This window comes from Streptomyces sp. NPDC020299, assembly GCF_044387825.1.
In the GTDB taxonomy this organism is placed as follows: domain Bacteria; phylum Actinomycetota; class Actinomycetes; order Streptomycetales; family Streptomycetaceae; genus Streptomyces.
On sequence record NZ_JBIRWL010000029.1, the window covers coordinates 22,193 to 38,439 of the forward strand.

Consider the following 16,247-nt stretch of genomic DNA (forward strand, 5'->3'; position numbering starts at 1 on the left):
CGTCAGGCCCGGGGCAAGTCCAGCGCCTCCCGCCACTGAGCCACCGCCGCCGCCGACACCGGCTCGCCCCAGCCTCCCGGTCTGGCCGCCCCGCCGATGTGGAAACCGTCGATCCCGGCGGCGAACAGGGTCGGCACATGGTCGAGGCGGAGGCCGCCCCCGACGAGGAGGCGCTGCCCGTACCCGGGTTCGCCGCTCCGCCGGGCCTCGGCGAGCAGTGTGGGCAGGCCCTCGTCCACGCCGGAGGCCGAACCGGCGGTGAGGTAGCAGTCCAGGCCGGGCAGGTCGGCCAGCTGCTTGCGCAGGGCGGCACGGTCGGCGGCGCGGTCGATCGCCCGGTGGAAGGTCCAGCGGCAGCCGTCCAGTTCGCCTACGACCCGCTCCACGGCGTCAAGATCCACGCCACCGTCCGGACCGAGAAAACCGAGCACGAACTGATCGGCCCCCGCGCCCCGCAACTCCCCCGCCACACGTACGAGCCGCTCCACGTCCCCCGCCGCGAACCCGTCGGCGAGCCGCAGCATCACACGCAGGTCGAGATCGACAGCGGCACGGATCCCGGCGAAGGTCCGCGCCGCCGGGGTGAGCCCGTCGGCAGCCATGTCGGCGACCAGCTCAAGCCGGTCCGCACCTCCGGCCTGCGCGGCGACCGCGTCCTCGGGATCGAGCGCGATCACCTCCAGGACCGCACGCGTGCTCATGCTCATCGGACCCCTTCCGTCGGTGTGCCCTGGAGCGGCTACAGGTCTAGTCCAATCTCAGAGTACGTCGAAGAGCCCCCGCCCCGCGAGGGCGCCCTCGGTGAGGTGCAGGGGACGCAGTCCCCGCCGGGGTCTGGGGCGGAGCCCCAGGTGGGGCAACCTCCCGGTTGGCCGTCATGGGTGGGTGGGAAACCCCGGGGTCCAGGGGCGCCGCCCCCGGCGGGGTCGAAGGGGCGGAGCCCCTGGAGGACGGGAAGGGTAGGGGCGGCGGGGGCGAAACCCCCAGGGCGGCCCAGCGGCACGGGGACGCGGAAGAATGTGCCCATGGCCGATCTCGACGCCCTCCGCACCCGCTTCGCCCGCGCCCTGGAGGGCACCCGCGCACCCGGCGCCGGCGCCGCCCCCGCCCCGGAGCCGTACGCCGACAACCTCCTCACCCGCTGGCAGGAGCCGCAGCGCCACTACCACACGCTCACCCACCTCACCGCGGTCCTCGACCACATCGACGCACTGGAGGAGTACGCGGCAGACCCGGACGTCGTACGCCTCGCCGCCTGGTTCCACGACGCCGTCTACCTCCCCGAACGCTCCGAGAACGAGGAACGCTCGGCCCGGCTGGCCGAACGCGCGCTCCCCGAGGCCGGGGTTCCGAAGGCGAAGACAGAAGAAATCGCCCGGCTCGTAAGACTCACCGTCACCCACGACCCCGCCGACGACGACCGCGACGGCCAGGTGCTGTGCGACGCCGACCTGGCGATCCTCGCCGCGCCGCCCTCCGCGTACGCCGCGTACACCGCCGCGGTCCGCGACGAGTACCACTTCGTACCGAACGACGCCTTCCGCACGGGCCGGGCCGCGATCCTGCGTCAACTCCTCGATCTGCCCAGACTGTTCAGGACGCCGCACGGGCGGGAGAAGTGGGAGGCGACGGCCCGCTACAACCTCGCCGGTGAGCTGGAAATGCTGTCGACCTGAGCGGCCTGCCCCGCCTAGTGTGCGACCCATGCGTGCCATAGGTGGGGATCAGGTGGAAGAGGCCGTCGCGGGCTGCGTGGCGGCGCTGCGGCCGGCGGTGGAGCGGGACTGGGAGGGCGTGAAGGCCGCGGGGCTGGACTGGAGCTGCCACCAGACGGCGTTCCACATCGCCGAGGACCTCGTCGCATACGCCGCCAACCTGGCGGGACGCGCCCAGGACGACTACGTACCCTTCGAGATCACCCTCGACGACGACACCGACAACACGGGCCTGCTGCACGTCATCGAGTCGACCGGAGCCCTGCTCGCCGCCGCCGTCCGCACCGCCCCGCGCGAGGTCCGCGCCTTCCACCCCTATCCCTTCCGCAGCGCCGACCGCGAGGGCTTCGCCGCGATGGGCATCGCGGAGGTGCTGCTGCACACGCATGACATCGCCCAGGCCCTGGGGCTCGCCTACGAGCCGTCCGAGGAGCTGGCCGAGTCCGTCCTGACCTGGCTCTTCCCGCACGTCCAGCCCGGCCCGGCCGCCTGGCCGACCCTGCTGTGGGCCACCGGCCGGGGCGAGCTGCCCGGCCGCGCCCCGGTCACCGAGTGGCGCTGGCGCAACAACCTGGTCATCCCCACCGAACGCCTCACCCTGGTCGGCGTCCGGCCCGCCGCCGCCCGCGACCTGCGGCTCGGCGGCGACGGCGGCTTCGAGTGGCTGGACGGCGGACCGTTCCAGGGCACGCGGGACGCCGCCGGGATGGTGGTCAAGGCGTACGAAGGAGGCGTGCACCGCCCGGAGTTCGGGCTGTTCGCGCTGGTCCGCCGGGCGGACGGCCGCGCGGTCGGCGGCATGGGCTTCCACGGCGCCCCGGACGAGGAGGGCCGCGCGGAGGTCGGGTACGACCTCGTCGAGGCCGCCCGCGGCCAGGGCTACGCCACCGAAGCCCTGCGCGCCCTGTCGGAGTGGGCGCTCGCCCGGGACGACGTACGGCTGCTGATGGCCACCGTCGACCGGGAGAACCTCCCCTCGCAGGCCGTGGTCACCCGGTCCGGTTACGACCGGGCGACCGTGGAGGAGGAGCGGACGGCCCGCGAGCAGGACGACATGGACAGCGTGCTCCAGCTGTATCTGCGGCGGGGCTGAGGGCGCCTAGGGCCTGTCTGACACTTCCCGTCGTCCGCCCGAAGGGCGGGCCCCGCGGCGGCGATGGGGGTCCCCCCGCGCGAGCGCGTTCGAGCGTGGGGGAGTGCGTGCCAGGCGTCGCGTGGCAGGCGGGAATTGTCAGACAGGCCCTAAGGGCCCCCGCGGTACTTGCGTACCCGCAGCCCCGACTTGTGCAGCAGCCGCACCACCTCGCGGCTGCTGACCTCCACCGCCCCGGCCCGTACGGCGTCGGCGTACCGGTGGGACGGGATGTCGTAGTGGTCGCGCTCGAACGCCCGCCGGGGCACGCCCAGTTGCGCGGCGAAGCCGTGCAGCTCGTCGTACGAGACGTCGCTCACGAGGTGCGACCACATGCGCCCGTGCCCGGGCCAGGCCGGCGGGTCGATGTAGACCGTCACGGGCGCCTCACGAGGGCGGCTCCCCGCCCGTCGCCGATCCCAGCGCCCCCACCGCCGCGACCTTCACGCCCGCCTTGTGGCACACCCAGTGCGGGTCGGGCCCGAGTTCCGGCTCGACGTCCAGCGCGTGCGGGTCGCCGTGGCCGCACACCGGGCACAGCGGCCAGCGTCCGTACCGGTCCAGGAGCGCGTCCTGCACGTCCTGCGCGACCAGCCCGGCCACGAAGCCCGCCCCCTCCGGCCACTGCTCGACCCACCATCGCCGCTGCACGACGGACTCCTCGACCAGCGAGACGACGTCGGCCTCGGCCACGTCACCGGCGACCAGGTCGGCCAGCACGAGGGCGCGCGCGGCATGCAGGGCCTGCTCCAGGGGGCTGATGGGGTCCATGACCCCATTGTGCGCACTCTTGACCGGGACACCGAGCCGAAAATATCTTTCATGGGTGACCCGGGATGTGAAGGAAATTTTCGGGGGAGCCCTGGCGGCCAAGGTCCGCACGCTCGCCCCGTCGATGACCCGCTCCATGCAGCGCGTCGCCGAGGCCGTCGCGCGCGACCCGGCGGGCTGCGCGGCCCTCACGGTCACCGGCCTCGCCGAGCTCACCGGCACCAGCGAGGCCACGGTCGTACGCACCGCCCGCCTGCTGGGCTATCCGGGCTACCGCGACCTGCGCCTCGCGCTGGCCGGCCTCGCCGCCCAGCAGCAGTCCGGGCGCGCGCCCGCCATCACCACCGACATCGCGGTCGACGACCCGATCGCCGACGTCGTCGCCAAGCTCGCCTACGACGAGCAGCAGACCCTCGCCGACACCGCCGCCGGCCTCGACACCGTGCAGCTGGGCGCCGCCGTCACCGCGCTCGCCGGGGCCCGGCGGACCGACGTGTACGGGATAGGCGCGTCGGGGCTCGTCGCACAGGACCTCACCCAGAAGCTGCTGCGGATAGGGCTCATAGCCCACGCGCACAGCGACCCCCATCTCGCCGTGACCAACGCCGTGCAGCTGCGGGCGGGGGACGTGGCCATCGCGATCACGCACTCCGGTTCGACGGGCGACGTCATAGAGCCGCTGCGGGTCGCGTTCGAGCGCGGGGCGACCACCGTCGCCGTCACCGGACGCCCGGACAGCGCGGTCACCCAGTACGCCGACCACGTCCTGACCACGTCGACCGCACGCGAGAGCGAACTGCGGCCGGCGGCCATGTCGTCCCGGACCGGTCAGCTCCTCGTGGTGGACTGTCTGTTCGTCGGTGTCGCCCAGCGGACCTATGAGACGGCGGCCCCGGCGCTGGCCGCCTCGTACGAGGCACTGGCCCACCGGCACCGAAGTGGATCACGATAGAGCCGGGCCCTGGGAAGCCGCACCGCCCCGCACCGGAAAGAGCCGCCCTGATGACCTCCACCTCCCGCCCCCGTGACCTGCGTGCCCAGTTGGCGTCCCTGACCACCGAGGCCTTCCGCCCGGAGCTCGCCGAGATCGACCGGCTGCCCACCCTGGAGATCGCCCGCCTGATGAACGGCGAGGACACCGCCGTGCCCACCGCCGTCGCCGAGCAGCTCCCCCGGATCGCGGCCGCGATCGACGCCGTCGCCGAGCGCATGCGGCGTGGCGGCCGGCTGGTGTACGCGGGCGCGGGCACCGCCGGACGGCTCGGTGTGCTGGACGCCTCCGAGTGCCCGCCGACCTTCAACACCGACCCCGACCGGGTCGTCGGCCTGATCGCGGGCGGCCCCGACGCCATGGTGACCTCCGTGGAGGGCGCGGAGGACTCCAAGGAGCTCGCGCGCCGGGACCTGGACGCGCTCAAGCTGGCCCCCGAGGACACGGTGGTCGGCGTCTCCGCCTCCGGCCGCACCCCGTACGCGATCGGCGCCGTGGAACACGCCCGCGCCCAGGGCGCGCTGACCGTCGGTCTGTCCTGCAACCGGGGCAGCGCGCTCGCGGCGGCAGCCGACCACGGCATCGAGGTCGTCACCGGCCCCGAGCTGATCACCGGCTCCACGCGGCTGAAGGCGGGCACCGCGCAGAAGCTGGTCCTGAACATGCTGTCGACGATCACCATGATCCGGCTGGGCAAGACGTACGGGAACCTGATGGTCGACGTACGGGCCTCGAACGACAAGCTGCGGGCCCGCTCCCGCCGGATCGTCGCGCTGGCCACGGGGGCGGCGGACGAGGAGATCGAGAAGGCGCTCACGGCGACCGGCGGCGAGGTGAAGAACGCGATCCTGGTCCTCCTGGCCGACGTGGACGGCCCGACGGCCGCCCGCCTTCTGGAGGAGTCCGGCGGCCATCTGCGTGCCGCGCTGGCGGCGGCGGCCGGCTGACCGCACGCTCGGGGTGTGCAGACCTCGAACGAGACCGCCGTCGCCCTTCTCCCTCTGGTCGGCGGCTCCGCGAACGTCACCTCCGTCGCCCACTGCGTGACCCGGCTGCGGCTGGGTCTCGCCGACCGGTCGCTGGTGGACGAGGAGGCGCTGCGGGCGCTGCCCGGTGTCCTCGGTGTGGTGGACGACGACACGTACCAGATCGTGCTGGGCCCGGGAGCGGTGACGGAGGTCGCGGCGCGCTTCGAGGCGCTGCTGGCACCCCGCACACGGGCCGAGGAACTGGCTTTTCTGGGCGCCGAGTTCCGGGAGCGGCGACGGCAGCGCAACGCGACCCCGGTGAAGACGGCCCTGCGCCGGATCGCGAACGTCTTCGTCCCGCTCATCCCCGCGCTGATCGGCTGCGGCATCCTCGCCGGCCTGGTCGGACTGCTGACCAACGCCGGCTGGCTGCCCGGCCTGACCCCCGCCCTCGCCGGCATCGCCTCCGCGTTCATGGCGCTCATCGCGGTGTTCGTCGGCTACCAGACGGCGAAGGTGTTCGGGGGCACACCGGTGCTCGGCGGGGCGGTGGCGGCCGTGGTGGTGTACCCGGGCGTGGCGAAGGTGACGGCGTTCGGCGTACACCTGGCACCCGGTCAGGGCGGGGTGCTCGGCGCGCTGGCGGCGGCGCTGCTGGGGACGTACGTGGAGAGGTGGTGCCGGGGGCGGGTGCCGGGCGCCCTCGACGTGCTGCTGACCCCGACCGTGACCGTGCTGGTCGCCGGCCTCGTGACGCTCTACGGCCTGATGTACGCGGCCGGCGCCGTGTCGTCGGCGATCGGTACGGCGGCCGACTGGCTGCTGGCGACGACCGGCCCGTTCGCCGGGCTGGTCCTGGGTGGCCTCTTCCTGCCCCTCGTGATGCTGGGCCTCCACCAGGCGCTGATCCCCATCCACACCACCCTCATCGAACAGCAGGGCTATACGGTCCTGCTGCCCATCCTCGCCATGGCGGGCGCCGGGCAGGTCGGCGCGGCCCTGGCGGTGTACGTCCGGCTCCGCCACGACACCTCCCTGCGCACGACGATCAGGTCGGCGCTCCCGGCGGGCCTGCTGGGCGTCGGCGAACCCCTCATCTACGGCGTCTCGCTCCCCCTCGGCCGGCCGTTCCTGACCGCCTGCCTGGGCGGGGCGGCGGGCGGCGGCTTCATCGGCTTCTTCGCGATGCTGGGCGACCGGGTCGGGGCGACGGCGATCGGACCGTCGGGCTGGGCCCTGTTCCCGCTGCTCGCGGGGAACCGGAGCACGGCCCTGACGGCGGCGATCTACGCGGGGGGTCTGCTGACGGGGTACGGAGTGGGTTTCCTGGCGACATACGTGGCCGTCAGGCCCGGTGGCCGGGCTGTTTAGACCGTGGCGAGGAACGCCTTGACCGCGGCGGCGAACGCGTCCGGGGCGGTGGTGGGGATGAGGTGGTCGGCGTCGAGTTCGACCGGCCGGGTGCCGGGGCGGCGCTCGACCATGGCCTGGATCTGCTCGGGCGGGATGATGCCCTTGGTTCCGTGTATCAGCAGGGCCGGGCAGTCGGTCGCCGTCCAGTCGGCCCAGTGGTCGCCGTGCACGAGGTCTTCGGACCGGTACATGTCCTGAGGGTGGAAGGGCAGCCGCCAGGTTCCGTCCGCGTTCTTCCGCAGCCGGTCGGCGAAGTAGGGCGCGGCGGGGCCCAGGCCCGCGAGCAGCGCCTCACGGGTGGGTGCCTGGTAGGGCTGGTCGAGCAGGAAGGCGAACGGGTTGGGCCCCTCCAGGCCGAGGGACGCGGCGCCCTCGACGTCGACCAGTGCGGTGACGCGCTCGGGGTGGCGGGCGGCGAACTGGTAGGCGTTGATGGCGCCGAGGGAGTGGCCGAGCAGCACGACGCGCTCCAGCCCCAGGTGGTCCCGCAGGGCCTCGATGTCGCCGAGGTATCCGTCCCGCGAGTAGTCGGCGGCACGGTCGGACTCCCCGTGGCCGCGCTGGTCCGGGGCGATCAACCGCCAGTCGGGGCCCAGCGCCTGGGCGAGGTGGGCGAAGGAGGCGCCCTCGGACAGGTGTCCGTGCAGCGCGACGATCGGGCGGCCGGTTCCGCCGAAGTCGAGGTAGGAGAGCCGGCGCCCGTCGATGACGAGTTCGGCGCGTGTCGCGGCGGTGTTCGCGGCAGTGCTGTTCATGGTGGATCCCCCTTGTCAGTGGCGACGGGAAGACCGTAGCGAAGATTTGGGCGTACGCGCAATACGCTTGTATAAGACGCTCGATTAAGGCGTACGCCTAAGGCGTTCGTCTTGTGCGAGCGCATCATCGTTGAGTAGCTTCCGACCATGGGAAATCGCGAAGACCTGCTCGCCGGAGCCCGCCGCTGTCTGGTGGAGAAGGGCTGGGCACGCACCAGCGTCCGCGACATCACCGCGGCCTCGGGCGGCGTCAGCATGGCCGCCATCGGCTACCACTTCGGCTCCCGCGAGGCGCTGCTCAACGCCGCGCTCATCGACGCCATCGACGAATGGGGCACCCGCGTCGGCCGCACCCTGGCCGGTTTCGGCGAGGAGGGGGCCACGCCCGCGGAACGCTACGAGGCGATGTGGGACCGGATCATCGAGTCCTTCTCCACGGACCGCCCCCTGTGGCTCGCCTCGATCGAGGCGCTCACCCAGGCCGAGCACTCCGAGGACCTGCGCCGCTACCTCGCCGGGGGCCAGGCCCAGGGGCGGCGGGGCCTGGCGGCCGTACTCGGCGGGGTCGAGGAGGACGCGGTCGGCGACGACACGGCGCGCACGCTGGGCGCCGTCCAGCTGGCCCTGTTCTCCGGCCTGATGACGCAGTGGCTCACCGACCCCCACCAGGCCCCCACCGGCGCCGACATCGTCGCCGGCCTGCGCGCGCTGACTCGTATCGTCGGACAAGGCACCATGGAAGCCGGACGTGACACCGCGCCGTGGAAGGACAACGTGGACCGATCATGAACCACGCCCAACTCACCGCCTTGGGCCGCGCCCTGCGGGTGCTCGGCGAGCACGGTGACGCGCTGACCGCCGACACACCGGACGCCAAGCTGCACGAGGTGAAGGCCGACCTGCGGCGGGCGCTGGACCTGCTGGAGGAGAGCGTCACGGGCACCGCGAAGACCACGCGGTGCGCCGAGCACCCAGCGGGGCCCGTCGACGAGAGCGCCCCGGATCTGTGTCTGCTGTGCGAGACCCGGCGGCGGGCCGCCCGGCGGGCCGAGTACGGCGGGGGCGGCCGGCCGCAGGCGGCGGACGCGGCCTCCTCGACCCCCTCCCGTTACGGGGTGCGCGCCGACCGTCCCCAGCCCCAGCAGCGCTGGCTGCCGGAGCAGTGGAACGGCCGGGAGTGGCAGCTGTGCGGCACGCCGAGGCGGGACCGCCGCGAGGCGGAGCTCTACCTCGCCGCCGCGCGGCGCGGCTCGCGGCCCGCGATGGCGTACCGGCTGGTGCACGAGTTCACCGACTACGAGGTGCTGCGGGTGTGGGGCACGCCGGTACAGGTGGAGATCGAGCCCATGGGCAATCTGTAGCCCGCACCGCCTCACCCGGTCAGCGGCAGCTCGGTGAACTGGTACCCCTCCCAGATCCGGCGGCTCGCCTCCTGCGGGTACGACGTCACCGCCGCCTCCGCGTCCAGGACCTGCACCAGGCGCCGCTCGTCGTCGTACTCCGGCCAGCCCGGGTCACCCGTCCGCGCGAACGCCGTCCACGACCGGCGGATCCGGGCCGACAGGGCCAGCGCCTCGGGCGGGACGTCCGCGCCGGCGAAGAGCAGGGCACCGAGGTCGGCCTTGAAATTGCCGAACAGCAGGGGGACGTCCAGGTAGTGGCAGGCGCCCAGGGCGCCGCCGTTGGCGGGGGCGGAATAGGTGAGTTCGTAGTAGTGTGCCCGGCCGCCGCCCGTCCGCTGGGCCTCGGCCAGGCGGAGGGACGGGATGGCGAACAGCCAGTCGGTCTGGACGCGTTCGTACAGCTCGGCGGGTGTGGCCCGGGGGAAGGCCGAGCGGTAGGCGCGTTCGCCCGCCTCGCCGCCCGGTGCGTACAGGCGCAGCGCGGAGGCCGCCCCGTCGTCGGTGATCCGGTCGGTCTCGCCGCCGAGGGCGAGGAAGAGGCGGAACTCGTCGCGGTTGTGGCCGGTGACCAGGTCGACGTCCCGGGCCGCCCCGGAAGCCAGCGCCCGCCAGGGCGTCGTCGGCAGCACCTCGCCGTCGACGACCGGGGCGAAGGGGGTCGTCGTGGGTGCGGCCTGGCCCCAGCGGTCCCGGTACTGGTTCATCTTCGCGCCCAGCTCGCGTCCCGCGTACGTCAGTTCCCGCGGGTCGGCCGTCGACAGGTCGGCGGCCGTCGGGCGCAGGCCCGCCTCCGCCGCGAGGGCGGTACCGATGTCCCGGGCGAGGGCTTCGGAGAAGTACGTGCCGGGCACGCTCTGCGCGACCGCCCGCCGGAACAGGCCCTTCGCCCTCGGCATCGCCAGCAGCGCCGCCACGGAGCCGGCCCCGGCGGACTCGCCCATGACGGTGACCTGGCCGGGGTCGCCGCCGAACGCCGTGATGTTCTCCCGCACCCACTCCAGGGCCGCCACCTGGTCGAGGAGACCCCGGTTGGCGGGGGCGCCGTCCAGCAGCGCGAAGCCCTCCATCCCCAGGCGGTAGTTGAAGGTGACCACGACCACGTCGCCGTCGCGCGCGATGTGCTGGGCGTCGTAGCCGGGGCTGCCCGCGTGGCCCAGTTTGTAGGCGCCGCCGTAGATCCACACGATCACCGGGCGGGCGGCGGCCGGATCCGCTTCCGGGGTCCAGACGTTGACGGTCAGCCAGTCGTCGCCCTGCGGTGCGCCCGGGACGACCACGGGGCCCTGGAGGCCCGGCTCCTGCGGGGGCGGCGGCCCGAACGCGTAGGCCTCACGGGTGCCGTCCCAGGGCGTCGGCGGGCGCGGCGCCGCGAACCGCGCCCCGCCCACCGGGGGCTCGGCGAACGGGATGCCCCGGAAGACCGCCAGGCCCCGCTCATGGCGTCCGCGTACGGCGCCGGCGGTGGTGGGTACGACGGGGGTGTCCGGGAGATGAGGGATCTTCATCTCCCGGACGTTACAGGCGAGACGTCACAGGCGAGATGCCACAGGCGAGTTGGCGATCAGCTGAGCGTCTTCAGCGCGGCGGCCTCGTACGGCTTCAGCTCGTCGAAGCGGCCCGCCAGGACCTTCGCCGCCCACTCCGGGTCCTGGAGCAGCGCGCGGCCGACGGCGACCATGTCGAACTCCTCGGCCTCCAGACGGTCGAGGAGGTCGTCGATGCCCTTCACCGCGGAGCCCTCGCCCTGGAAGGCCTTGAGGAACTCGCCGTCGAGGCCGACCGAGCCGACGCTGATGACCTGCTTGCCGGTGAGCTTCTTCGTCCAGCCCGCGAGGTTGAGGTCCGAGCCCTCGAACTCCGGGAGCCAGTAGCGGCGGGTGGAGGCGTGGAAGGCGTCCACACCGGCCGCGGCGAGCGGGGTGAGGATGGCCTCCAGCTCCTCGGGGGTCTCCGCGAGGCGGGCGTCGTAGGCCTCCTGCTTCCACTGCGAGTAGCGGAAGATGACGGGGAAGTCGGGCGATACCTTCTCGCGGACCGCGGCGACGATCTCGGCCGCGAACTTCGTACGGGCCACCGCGTCGCCGCCGTACGCGTCGGTGCGGCGGTTGGTGCCGGCCCACAGGAACTGGTCGACGAGGTAGCCGTGGGCGCCGTGGATCTCCACACCGTCGAAGCCGATGCGCTCGGCGTCGGCGGCGGCCTGCGCGAAGGCGCCTATGACGTCGTCCAGGTCCTGCCCGGTCATCTCCGTGGCGTCGGCGGTGCCGTTGACGCGCAGGCCGGAGGGACCGTGGGACGGGGCGTCCGGGAAGGGCTGCTCACCCTGGTTGCGGACCGTGCCGATGTGCCACAGCTGCGGGACGATGGTGCCGCCCGCCTCGTGCACCGCCGCGGCCACCTTCTGCCAGCCCGCGAGCTGCTCCTCACCGTGGAACCGGGGGACGCGGTCGCTGTTGCCCGCCGACTCGTGGCCGACGTACGTGCCCTCGGTGACGATCAGGCCCACCCCGGCGGCGGCACGGCGGGCGTAGTACGACAGCACGTTCTCGCCGGGGACGCCGCCCGGAGAGAACATGCGGGTCATCGGCGCCATCGCGATGCGGTTCGGGACGGTCAGGCCGTTGATCGTCGTCGGCCGGGAGAGGATCTGGGCCGCGCGGGAGGCGGGGGGCGTGACGGTCACGTGGGGGACTCCTCGTGAGTGGCGGGGTTAACTGATCAGTATGTGCACGCGCATTGTTGCATCTACTTAAGTAAACCGCCGCTCCGTGCCACGCATTCCCCTCCCCGGCCGCGCCGCCGCGTGATCCGGCACACATCGGCACCCGGGGTCGGGCCCGAAGCTCGGGTTCCGGGCGGAGGTGGTCGGCGTTCGTCGGAAACCTCAAGGTCGCCAGGGTCTGAGCTTCGGGCGCCGAGCCTTGAGCCCTCCTTGTTTTGAATGGGTGGAGGGTTTCAACCCACCCTCCCGCCCGGCGCATTGACTTGACGCAACCGATTTGCCACGCACAGTCACGAGGGCTTAACGTCCCGCACAACGAACAGCCCCCGCTCGGTGCTCGCAACACCTGCGGGGGCTTGACCAACAAGATCGAAAGAGAGTCGATCTCATGGCTGCCGCCAAGCTTAGTGCTGCCCCCACGCCCGCGCACGCATCCCCGCACCCGATGGCCAATCCGGGTTACGGCAAACGCTCCGCGCCGGACCAACTCCCCCGCACGAATCACGACTTCGCGCACCTCCCACCTCGCGAGGCGGCCATCGCGGCGTACGTCGACCGACTTCCCGACGGCGCTGACATCTCGGTGAAGACGCTGGCCAAGGAGCTGATCTACGGCCAGTGCGCGCTGCGGACAGCCCTCAACAACCTCCATCGGGCGGGCCACTTGCGGCGGGGCCGCGAGAACATCGCCGGTTCGGGCGGCTCGCGTTGGATCACCCGATCGTGGTGGTCCCGTACGGCACGAGACGACGCCTGGTGGGCGGCGTTCACGCGCGGCGCTGTACCGGAGGACCCGGCCCCACCCGAACGGGCCCGCCCCACCCGTTCCCGAGCCCACATCCTGCTCGCCGCCCTCGGCCGTACGGCCCCCGCCCTGTCGCTCTCGGAGGCCGACTGCGCGCAGCTCGCGCCGCTGGTGGTGGAGTGGTTCGACCGCGGGGCGACCGACGAGACCGTACGCACCGCACTGACCGCCGGCCTGCCCACCCCGGTGCACCACCCGGCGGCCCTGCTCCGCCGCCGCCTGACCTCCAAACTCCCCCCGCCACCCGCCCCGCGCCCGCCGCTCCGGGTCCTGGAGTGCGCGGAATGTCGTACTCCCGGCCCCCCGGAAGCCCTGCCGGGCGGTGTCTGCGGCGCATGCCGGGGTGAACGCTCCCCCGCCCGCCGCAACACGCCCCTGTCCGCTTCCGCGGTCCAGGTCCGCGCGGGCGAGATCCGCGCTGCCATGTCCGTACGACGAGAAAGGACACACGTATGACAGCTCCTACGGTCCGCAAAGACCACTCCGGGGCACGATGGAGGAAAGGAGGCGACGCCATTGACCCCTGACACCGCTGAGCGCCCGCAGATGTCCGTGGAGGACTTCGAGGAACTCGTCCGCAGGGCTCCAAGGGAAATCCGCAACCGGCTGGAGTTCCTCGGTGGACGGCTGTGCATCCGGCACGGGCCGCTCGACGTGGACGAGTTCGAGGAGCTGGCCGCCGTCGCTCCCGAAACCGTGCGGCTTGAGTACGTCAACGGAAAAGTAGAGGTCAAGGCCGTGCCGGACGGCAAGCGCACGTCGATCTTCATGTGGCTGCTGCGTCAGTGCATGCAACAGCGCCCCGACCTGGACCTCGCGCCCGAGCGCGGCGTCAAGGCCGAGGCCTACCGCAACGGACGTGCCCGCACAGACGGCTTTCTGGCACCGGTGAATCACTTCGTCGAGGACGGCGAGTGGTCCGAATCCAACGGCGCCCTGATGGCAGTGGAGATCACCTCGCACGACCGCGACACCGACCAGCGCGACCGTGTCGACAAGCCCGTCGGGTATGCGGGGGCCGACATTCCCGTCTACCTCCTCATCGACCGCGACAGCAATACGGTCAGGGTCTACAGCGAGCCCAAGGACGGCCGTTACCAGCAGTCCCCCTCTTACCCCTGGGGAGCGGTCGTCGAGCTCCCGCCCCCGGTGAGCATCACCCTCGACACCGAGGCGCTCAAGCAGTTCGCCGACTGAAACGCCCGAGGGCGGTACCCCCTGCCAGAACAGGGGATACCGCCCTCGGTAAGGACGCAGATCAACCGGAACCGGTCGATCAGAAGTCCATGTCACCGCCCGGCATGCCGCCACCGGCGGGCGCGGCGGCCTTCTCCGGCTTGTCGGCGATGACGGCCTCGGTGGTGAGGAACAGCGCGGCGATGGAGGCGGCGTTCTGCAGGGCGGAACGGGTCACCTTCGCCGGGTCGATGATGCCCTGGGCGATCATGTCGACGTACTCGCCGGTCGCGGCGTTCAGGCCGTGGCCGACCGTCAGGTTGCGCACCTTCTCGACGACGACGCCGCCCTCGAGACCACCGTTGACGGCGATCTGCTTCAGCGGGGCCTCCAGCGCGAGCTTCACGGCGTTGGCGCCGGTCGCCTCGTCACCCTCGAGCTCCAGCTTCTCGAAGACACCGGAGGCCTGCAGCAGGGCCACGCCGCCACCGGCGACGATGCCCTCCTCGACGGCCGCCTTGGCGTTGCGGACCGCGTCCTCGATGCGGTGCTTGCGCTCCTTGAGCTCGACCTCGGTGGCGGCACCGGCCTTGATGACGGCCACGCCGCCCGCGAGCTTGGCCAGGCGCTCCTGGAGCTTCTCGCGGTCGTAGTCGGAGTCGCTGTTCTCGATCTCGGCGCGGATCTGGTTGACGCGGCCGTTGACCTGGTCGGAGGAGCCGGCACCGTCGACGATGGTGGTCTCGTCCTTGGTGATGACCACCTTGCGGGCCTTGCCCAGCAGGTCGAGGGTGGCGTTCTCCAGCTTGAGGCCGACCTCCTCGGAGATGACCTCGCCGCCCGTGAGGATGGCGATGTCGCCGAGCATGGCCTTGCGGCGGTCACCGAAGCCCGGGGCCTTGACGGCGACGGACTTGAAGGTGCCACGGATCTTGTTGACGACCAGGGTCGACAGGGCCTCGCCCTCGACGTCCTCGGCGATGATCAGCAGCGGCTTGCCCGACTGCATGACCTTCTCGAGGAGCGGGAGCAGGTCCTTGACGGAACCGATCTTGGAGTTGGCGATGAGGATGTACGGGTCGTCGAGCGACGCCTCCATCCGCTCCATGTCGGTGGCGAAGTACGCCGAGATGTAGCCCTTGTCGAAGCGCATACCCTCGGTGAGCTCCAGCTCCAGACCGAAGGTCTGGGACTCCTCGACGGTGATGACGCCTTCCTTGCCGACCTTGTCCATGGCCTCGGCGATGAGCTCGCCGATCTGGGTGTCGGCGGCGGAGATGGAGGCCGTGGAAGCGATCTGCTCCTTGGTCTCGACGTCCTTCGCCTGCTCCAGCAGGGCGGCGGAGACGGCCTCGACGGCCTTCTCGATGCCGCGCTTGAGGGCCATCGGGTTGGCGCCGGCGGCTACGTTGCGCAGGCCTTCCTTGACCAGGGCCTGGGCGAGAACGGTCGCGGTGGTCGTACCGTCACCGGCGACGTCGTCCGTCTTCTTGGCGACTTCCTTGACCAGCTCGGCGCCGATCTTCTCGTACGGGTCCTCGAGCTCGATCTCCTTGGCGATGGAGACACCATCGTTGGTGATCGTGGGGGCGCCCCACTTCTTCTCGAGGACGACGTTGCGGCCCTTGGGGCCGAGCGTCACCTTCACGGCGTCCGCGAGCTGGTTCATGCCGCGCTCGAGGCCGCGCCGCGCCTCCTCGTCGAACGCGATGATCTTGGCCATGTGAAGTGGTCCCTCCAGGACTGGGGGTGATTCCCTCGGACCGCGCCCGCGCCCGCGACGGACGGCTCGCGGACCCCGTGGTTCCTTGCCCCACTTGGCCTGCGGGCCTCACCGACCCGGTCCTTCGTTGTCACTCTCACCTTCAGAGTGCTAACGCCAATGATTAGCACTCGCCCATGCCGAGTGCAAGCGGCTCGAGCGGATCCCCAGGTGAACAGCGGGCACGCACGGCGTCGCGGGCAGGCCGAAGGGCTCGCACCCGGGAGGTACGAGCCCTTCGAAGATGTACAGAAGAACGTCGCTGTCAGTCGCTGTCAGTCGGCGCGTGCTTCAGCTGGTCGCCAGCCGGACCATGTCCGCCTGCGGCCCCTTCTGGCCCTGCGAGATCTCGAAATCGACTCGCTGACCCTCTTCCAGGGTGCGGTAACCGTCCATCTGGATCGCGCTGTAGTGGACGAATACATCCGCACCACCGTCGACCGCGATGAAGCCGTACCCCTTCTCCGCGTTGAACCACTTGACGGTGCCCTGAGCCATGCCTAACTCCCCTATTACTGGCCCTTGCACAGATCCACACTTCGCGGATCCGGGTCAGACCTCACCCCCCAAGGATTGGGGGCGTGCGCCGGAACGCGTCGACCGCGGCTGAATGTATCTGTCCAACTGCCGTCTG

General features: G+C 71.9%; 17 protein-coding genes. 9 read left to right on the top strand and 8 right to left on the bottom strand.

The window, feature by feature from the left end:
- Positions 1-2: 2 nt before the first annotated feature.
- Positions 3-701 carry a copper homeostasis protein CutC gene (locus ACH45E_RS42160; protein ID WP_361455098.1) on the bottom strand — a complete coding sequence of 233 codons (699 nt, stop codon included), beginning with the start codon at positions 699-701 and terminating at the stop codon, positions 3-5.
- 324 nt (positions 702-1,025) lie between these two features.
- On the opposite strand from ACH45E_RS42160, the gene ACH45E_RS42165 reads away from it, so the two are divergent.
- Both ACH45E_RS42165 and ACH45E_RS42170 read left to right on the top strand, forming a co-directional pair.
- Complete coding sequence (locus ACH45E_RS42165) at positions 1,026-1,676, top strand: hypothetical protein (RefSeq protein ID WP_361455101.1); 651 nt, start codon at positions 1,026-1,028, stop codon at positions 1,674-1,676.
- Between the two features lie 28 nt (positions 1,677-1,704).
- Positions 1,705-2,808 (top strand): GNAT family N-acetyltransferase, encoded by a 1,104-nt coding sequence (locus tag ACH45E_RS42170; protein ID WP_361455104.1) that lies wholly within the window; start codon positions 1,705-1,707, stop codon positions 2,806-2,808.
- Between the two features lie 149 nt (positions 2,809-2,957).
- Here the strand turns inward: ACH45E_RS42170 and ACH45E_RS42175 are convergent, their stop codons facing one another.
- Together ACH45E_RS42175 and ACH45E_RS42180 are read right to left on the bottom strand one after the other, a co-directional pair.
- Positions 2,958-3,227: a DUF4031 domain-containing protein gene (locus ACH45E_RS42175; RefSeq protein WP_361455107.1), complete on the bottom strand. Its 270-nt coding sequence runs from the start codon at positions 3,225-3,227 to the stop codon at positions 2,958-2,960.
- A 7-nt stretch (positions 3,228-3,234) separates the two neighbouring features.
- Complete coding sequence (locus ACH45E_RS42180) at positions 3,235-3,618, bottom strand: hypothetical protein (RefSeq protein WP_361455110.1); 384 nt, start codon at positions 3,616-3,618, stop codon at positions 3,235-3,237.
- A 55-nt stretch (positions 3,619-3,673) separates the two neighbouring features.
- Between ACH45E_RS42180 and ACH45E_RS42185 the strand changes: the two genes are divergently transcribed.
- From ACH45E_RS42185 to ACH45E_RS42195, 3 genes are read left to right on the top strand one after another with little or no spacing between them, the layout of a single operon-like run.
- Positions 3,674-4,570, top strand: a complete 897-nt coding sequence (locus ACH45E_RS42185; RefSeq protein ID WP_361455113.1) for a MurR/RpiR family transcriptional regulator — start codon at positions 3,674-3,676, stop codon at positions 4,568-4,570.
- A gap of 50 nt (positions 4,571-4,620) precedes the next feature.
- A complete protein-coding gene (murQ, locus tag ACH45E_RS42190; protein ID WP_361455116.1) occupies positions 4,621-5,556 on the top strand; it encodes an N-acetylmuramic acid 6-phosphate etherase in 936 nt (311 codons plus the stop codon).
- 15 nt (positions 5,557-5,571) lie between these two features.
- On the top strand, positions 5,572-6,948 hold the full coding sequence (locus tag ACH45E_RS42195; RefSeq protein ID WP_361455119.1) for a PTS transporter subunit EIIC: 1,377 nt from the start codon (positions 5,572-5,574) through the stop codon (positions 6,946-6,948).
- On the opposite strand, the gene ACH45E_RS42200 is transcribed toward ACH45E_RS42195, so the two are convergent.
- Positions 6,945-7,745 (bottom strand): alpha/beta hydrolase, encoded by an 801-nt coding sequence (locus ACH45E_RS42200; RefSeq protein WP_361455122.1) that lies wholly within the window; start codon positions 7,743-7,745, stop codon positions 6,945-6,947. The genes ACH45E_RS42195 and ACH45E_RS42200 overlap by 4 nt on opposite strands.
- Positions 7,746-7,892: 147 nt before the next feature.
- On the opposite strand from ACH45E_RS42200, the gene ACH45E_RS42205 reads away from it, so the two are divergent.
- The gene (locus ACH45E_RS42205) at positions 7,893-8,534 is read left to right on the top strand and encodes a TetR/AcrR family transcriptional regulator (protein WP_361455125.1); all 642 of its coding nucleotides are present in this window, start codon (positions 7,893-7,895) and stop codon (positions 8,532-8,534) included.
- On the top strand, positions 8,531-9,106 hold the full coding sequence (locus ACH45E_RS42210) for a hypothetical protein (protein ID WP_361455128.1): 576 nt from the start codon (positions 8,531-8,533) through the stop codon (positions 9,104-9,106). The genes ACH45E_RS42205 and ACH45E_RS42210 overlap by 4 nt, the downstream gene beginning before the upstream one ends.
- An 11-nt stretch (positions 9,107-9,117) precedes the next feature.
- Here the strand turns inward: ACH45E_RS42210 and ACH45E_RS42215 are convergent, their stop codons facing one another.
- Positions 9,118-10,653 carry a carboxylesterase family protein gene (locus ACH45E_RS42215; RefSeq protein WP_361455131.1) on the bottom strand — a complete coding sequence of 512 codons (1,536 nt, stop codon included), beginning with the start codon at positions 10,651-10,653 and terminating at the stop codon, positions 9,118-9,120.
- Positions 10,654-10,709: 56 nt separating this feature from the next.
- Positions 10,710-11,831: an NADH:flavin oxidoreductase gene (locus ACH45E_RS42220; protein WP_361455134.1), complete on the bottom strand. Its 1,122-nt coding sequence runs from the start codon at positions 11,829-11,831 to the stop codon at positions 10,710-10,712.
- A gap of 484 nt (positions 11,832-12,315) precedes the next feature.
- On the opposite strand from ACH45E_RS42220, the gene ACH45E_RS42225 reads away from it, so the two are divergent.
- A complete protein-coding gene (locus ACH45E_RS42225) occupies positions 12,316-13,131 on the top strand; it encodes a hypothetical protein (RefSeq protein WP_361455137.1) in 816 nt (271 codons plus the stop codon).
- Between the two features lie 60 nt (positions 13,132-13,191).
- Entirely contained in the window at positions 13,192-13,872 is a 681-nt protein-coding gene (locus ACH45E_RS42230; RefSeq protein WP_361455140.1) for a Uma2 family endonuclease, read from the top strand.
- A 79-nt stretch (positions 13,873-13,951) separates the two neighbouring features.
- Here ACH45E_RS42230 and groL read toward each other — a convergent pair whose 3' ends face one another.
- Positions 13,952-15,574 carry a chaperonin GroEL gene (gene groL / locus ACH45E_RS42235; protein ID WP_361455143.1) on the bottom strand — a complete coding sequence of 541 codons (1,623 nt, stop codon included), beginning with the start codon at positions 15,572-15,574 and terminating at the stop codon, positions 13,952-13,954.
- Between the two features lie 330 nt (positions 15,575-15,904).
- Positions 15,905-16,111: a cold-shock protein gene (locus ACH45E_RS42240; protein ID WP_019057200.1), complete on the bottom strand. Its 207-nt coding sequence runs from the start codon at positions 16,109-16,111 to the stop codon at positions 15,905-15,907.
- Positions 16,112-16,247 lie beyond the last annotated feature (136 nt).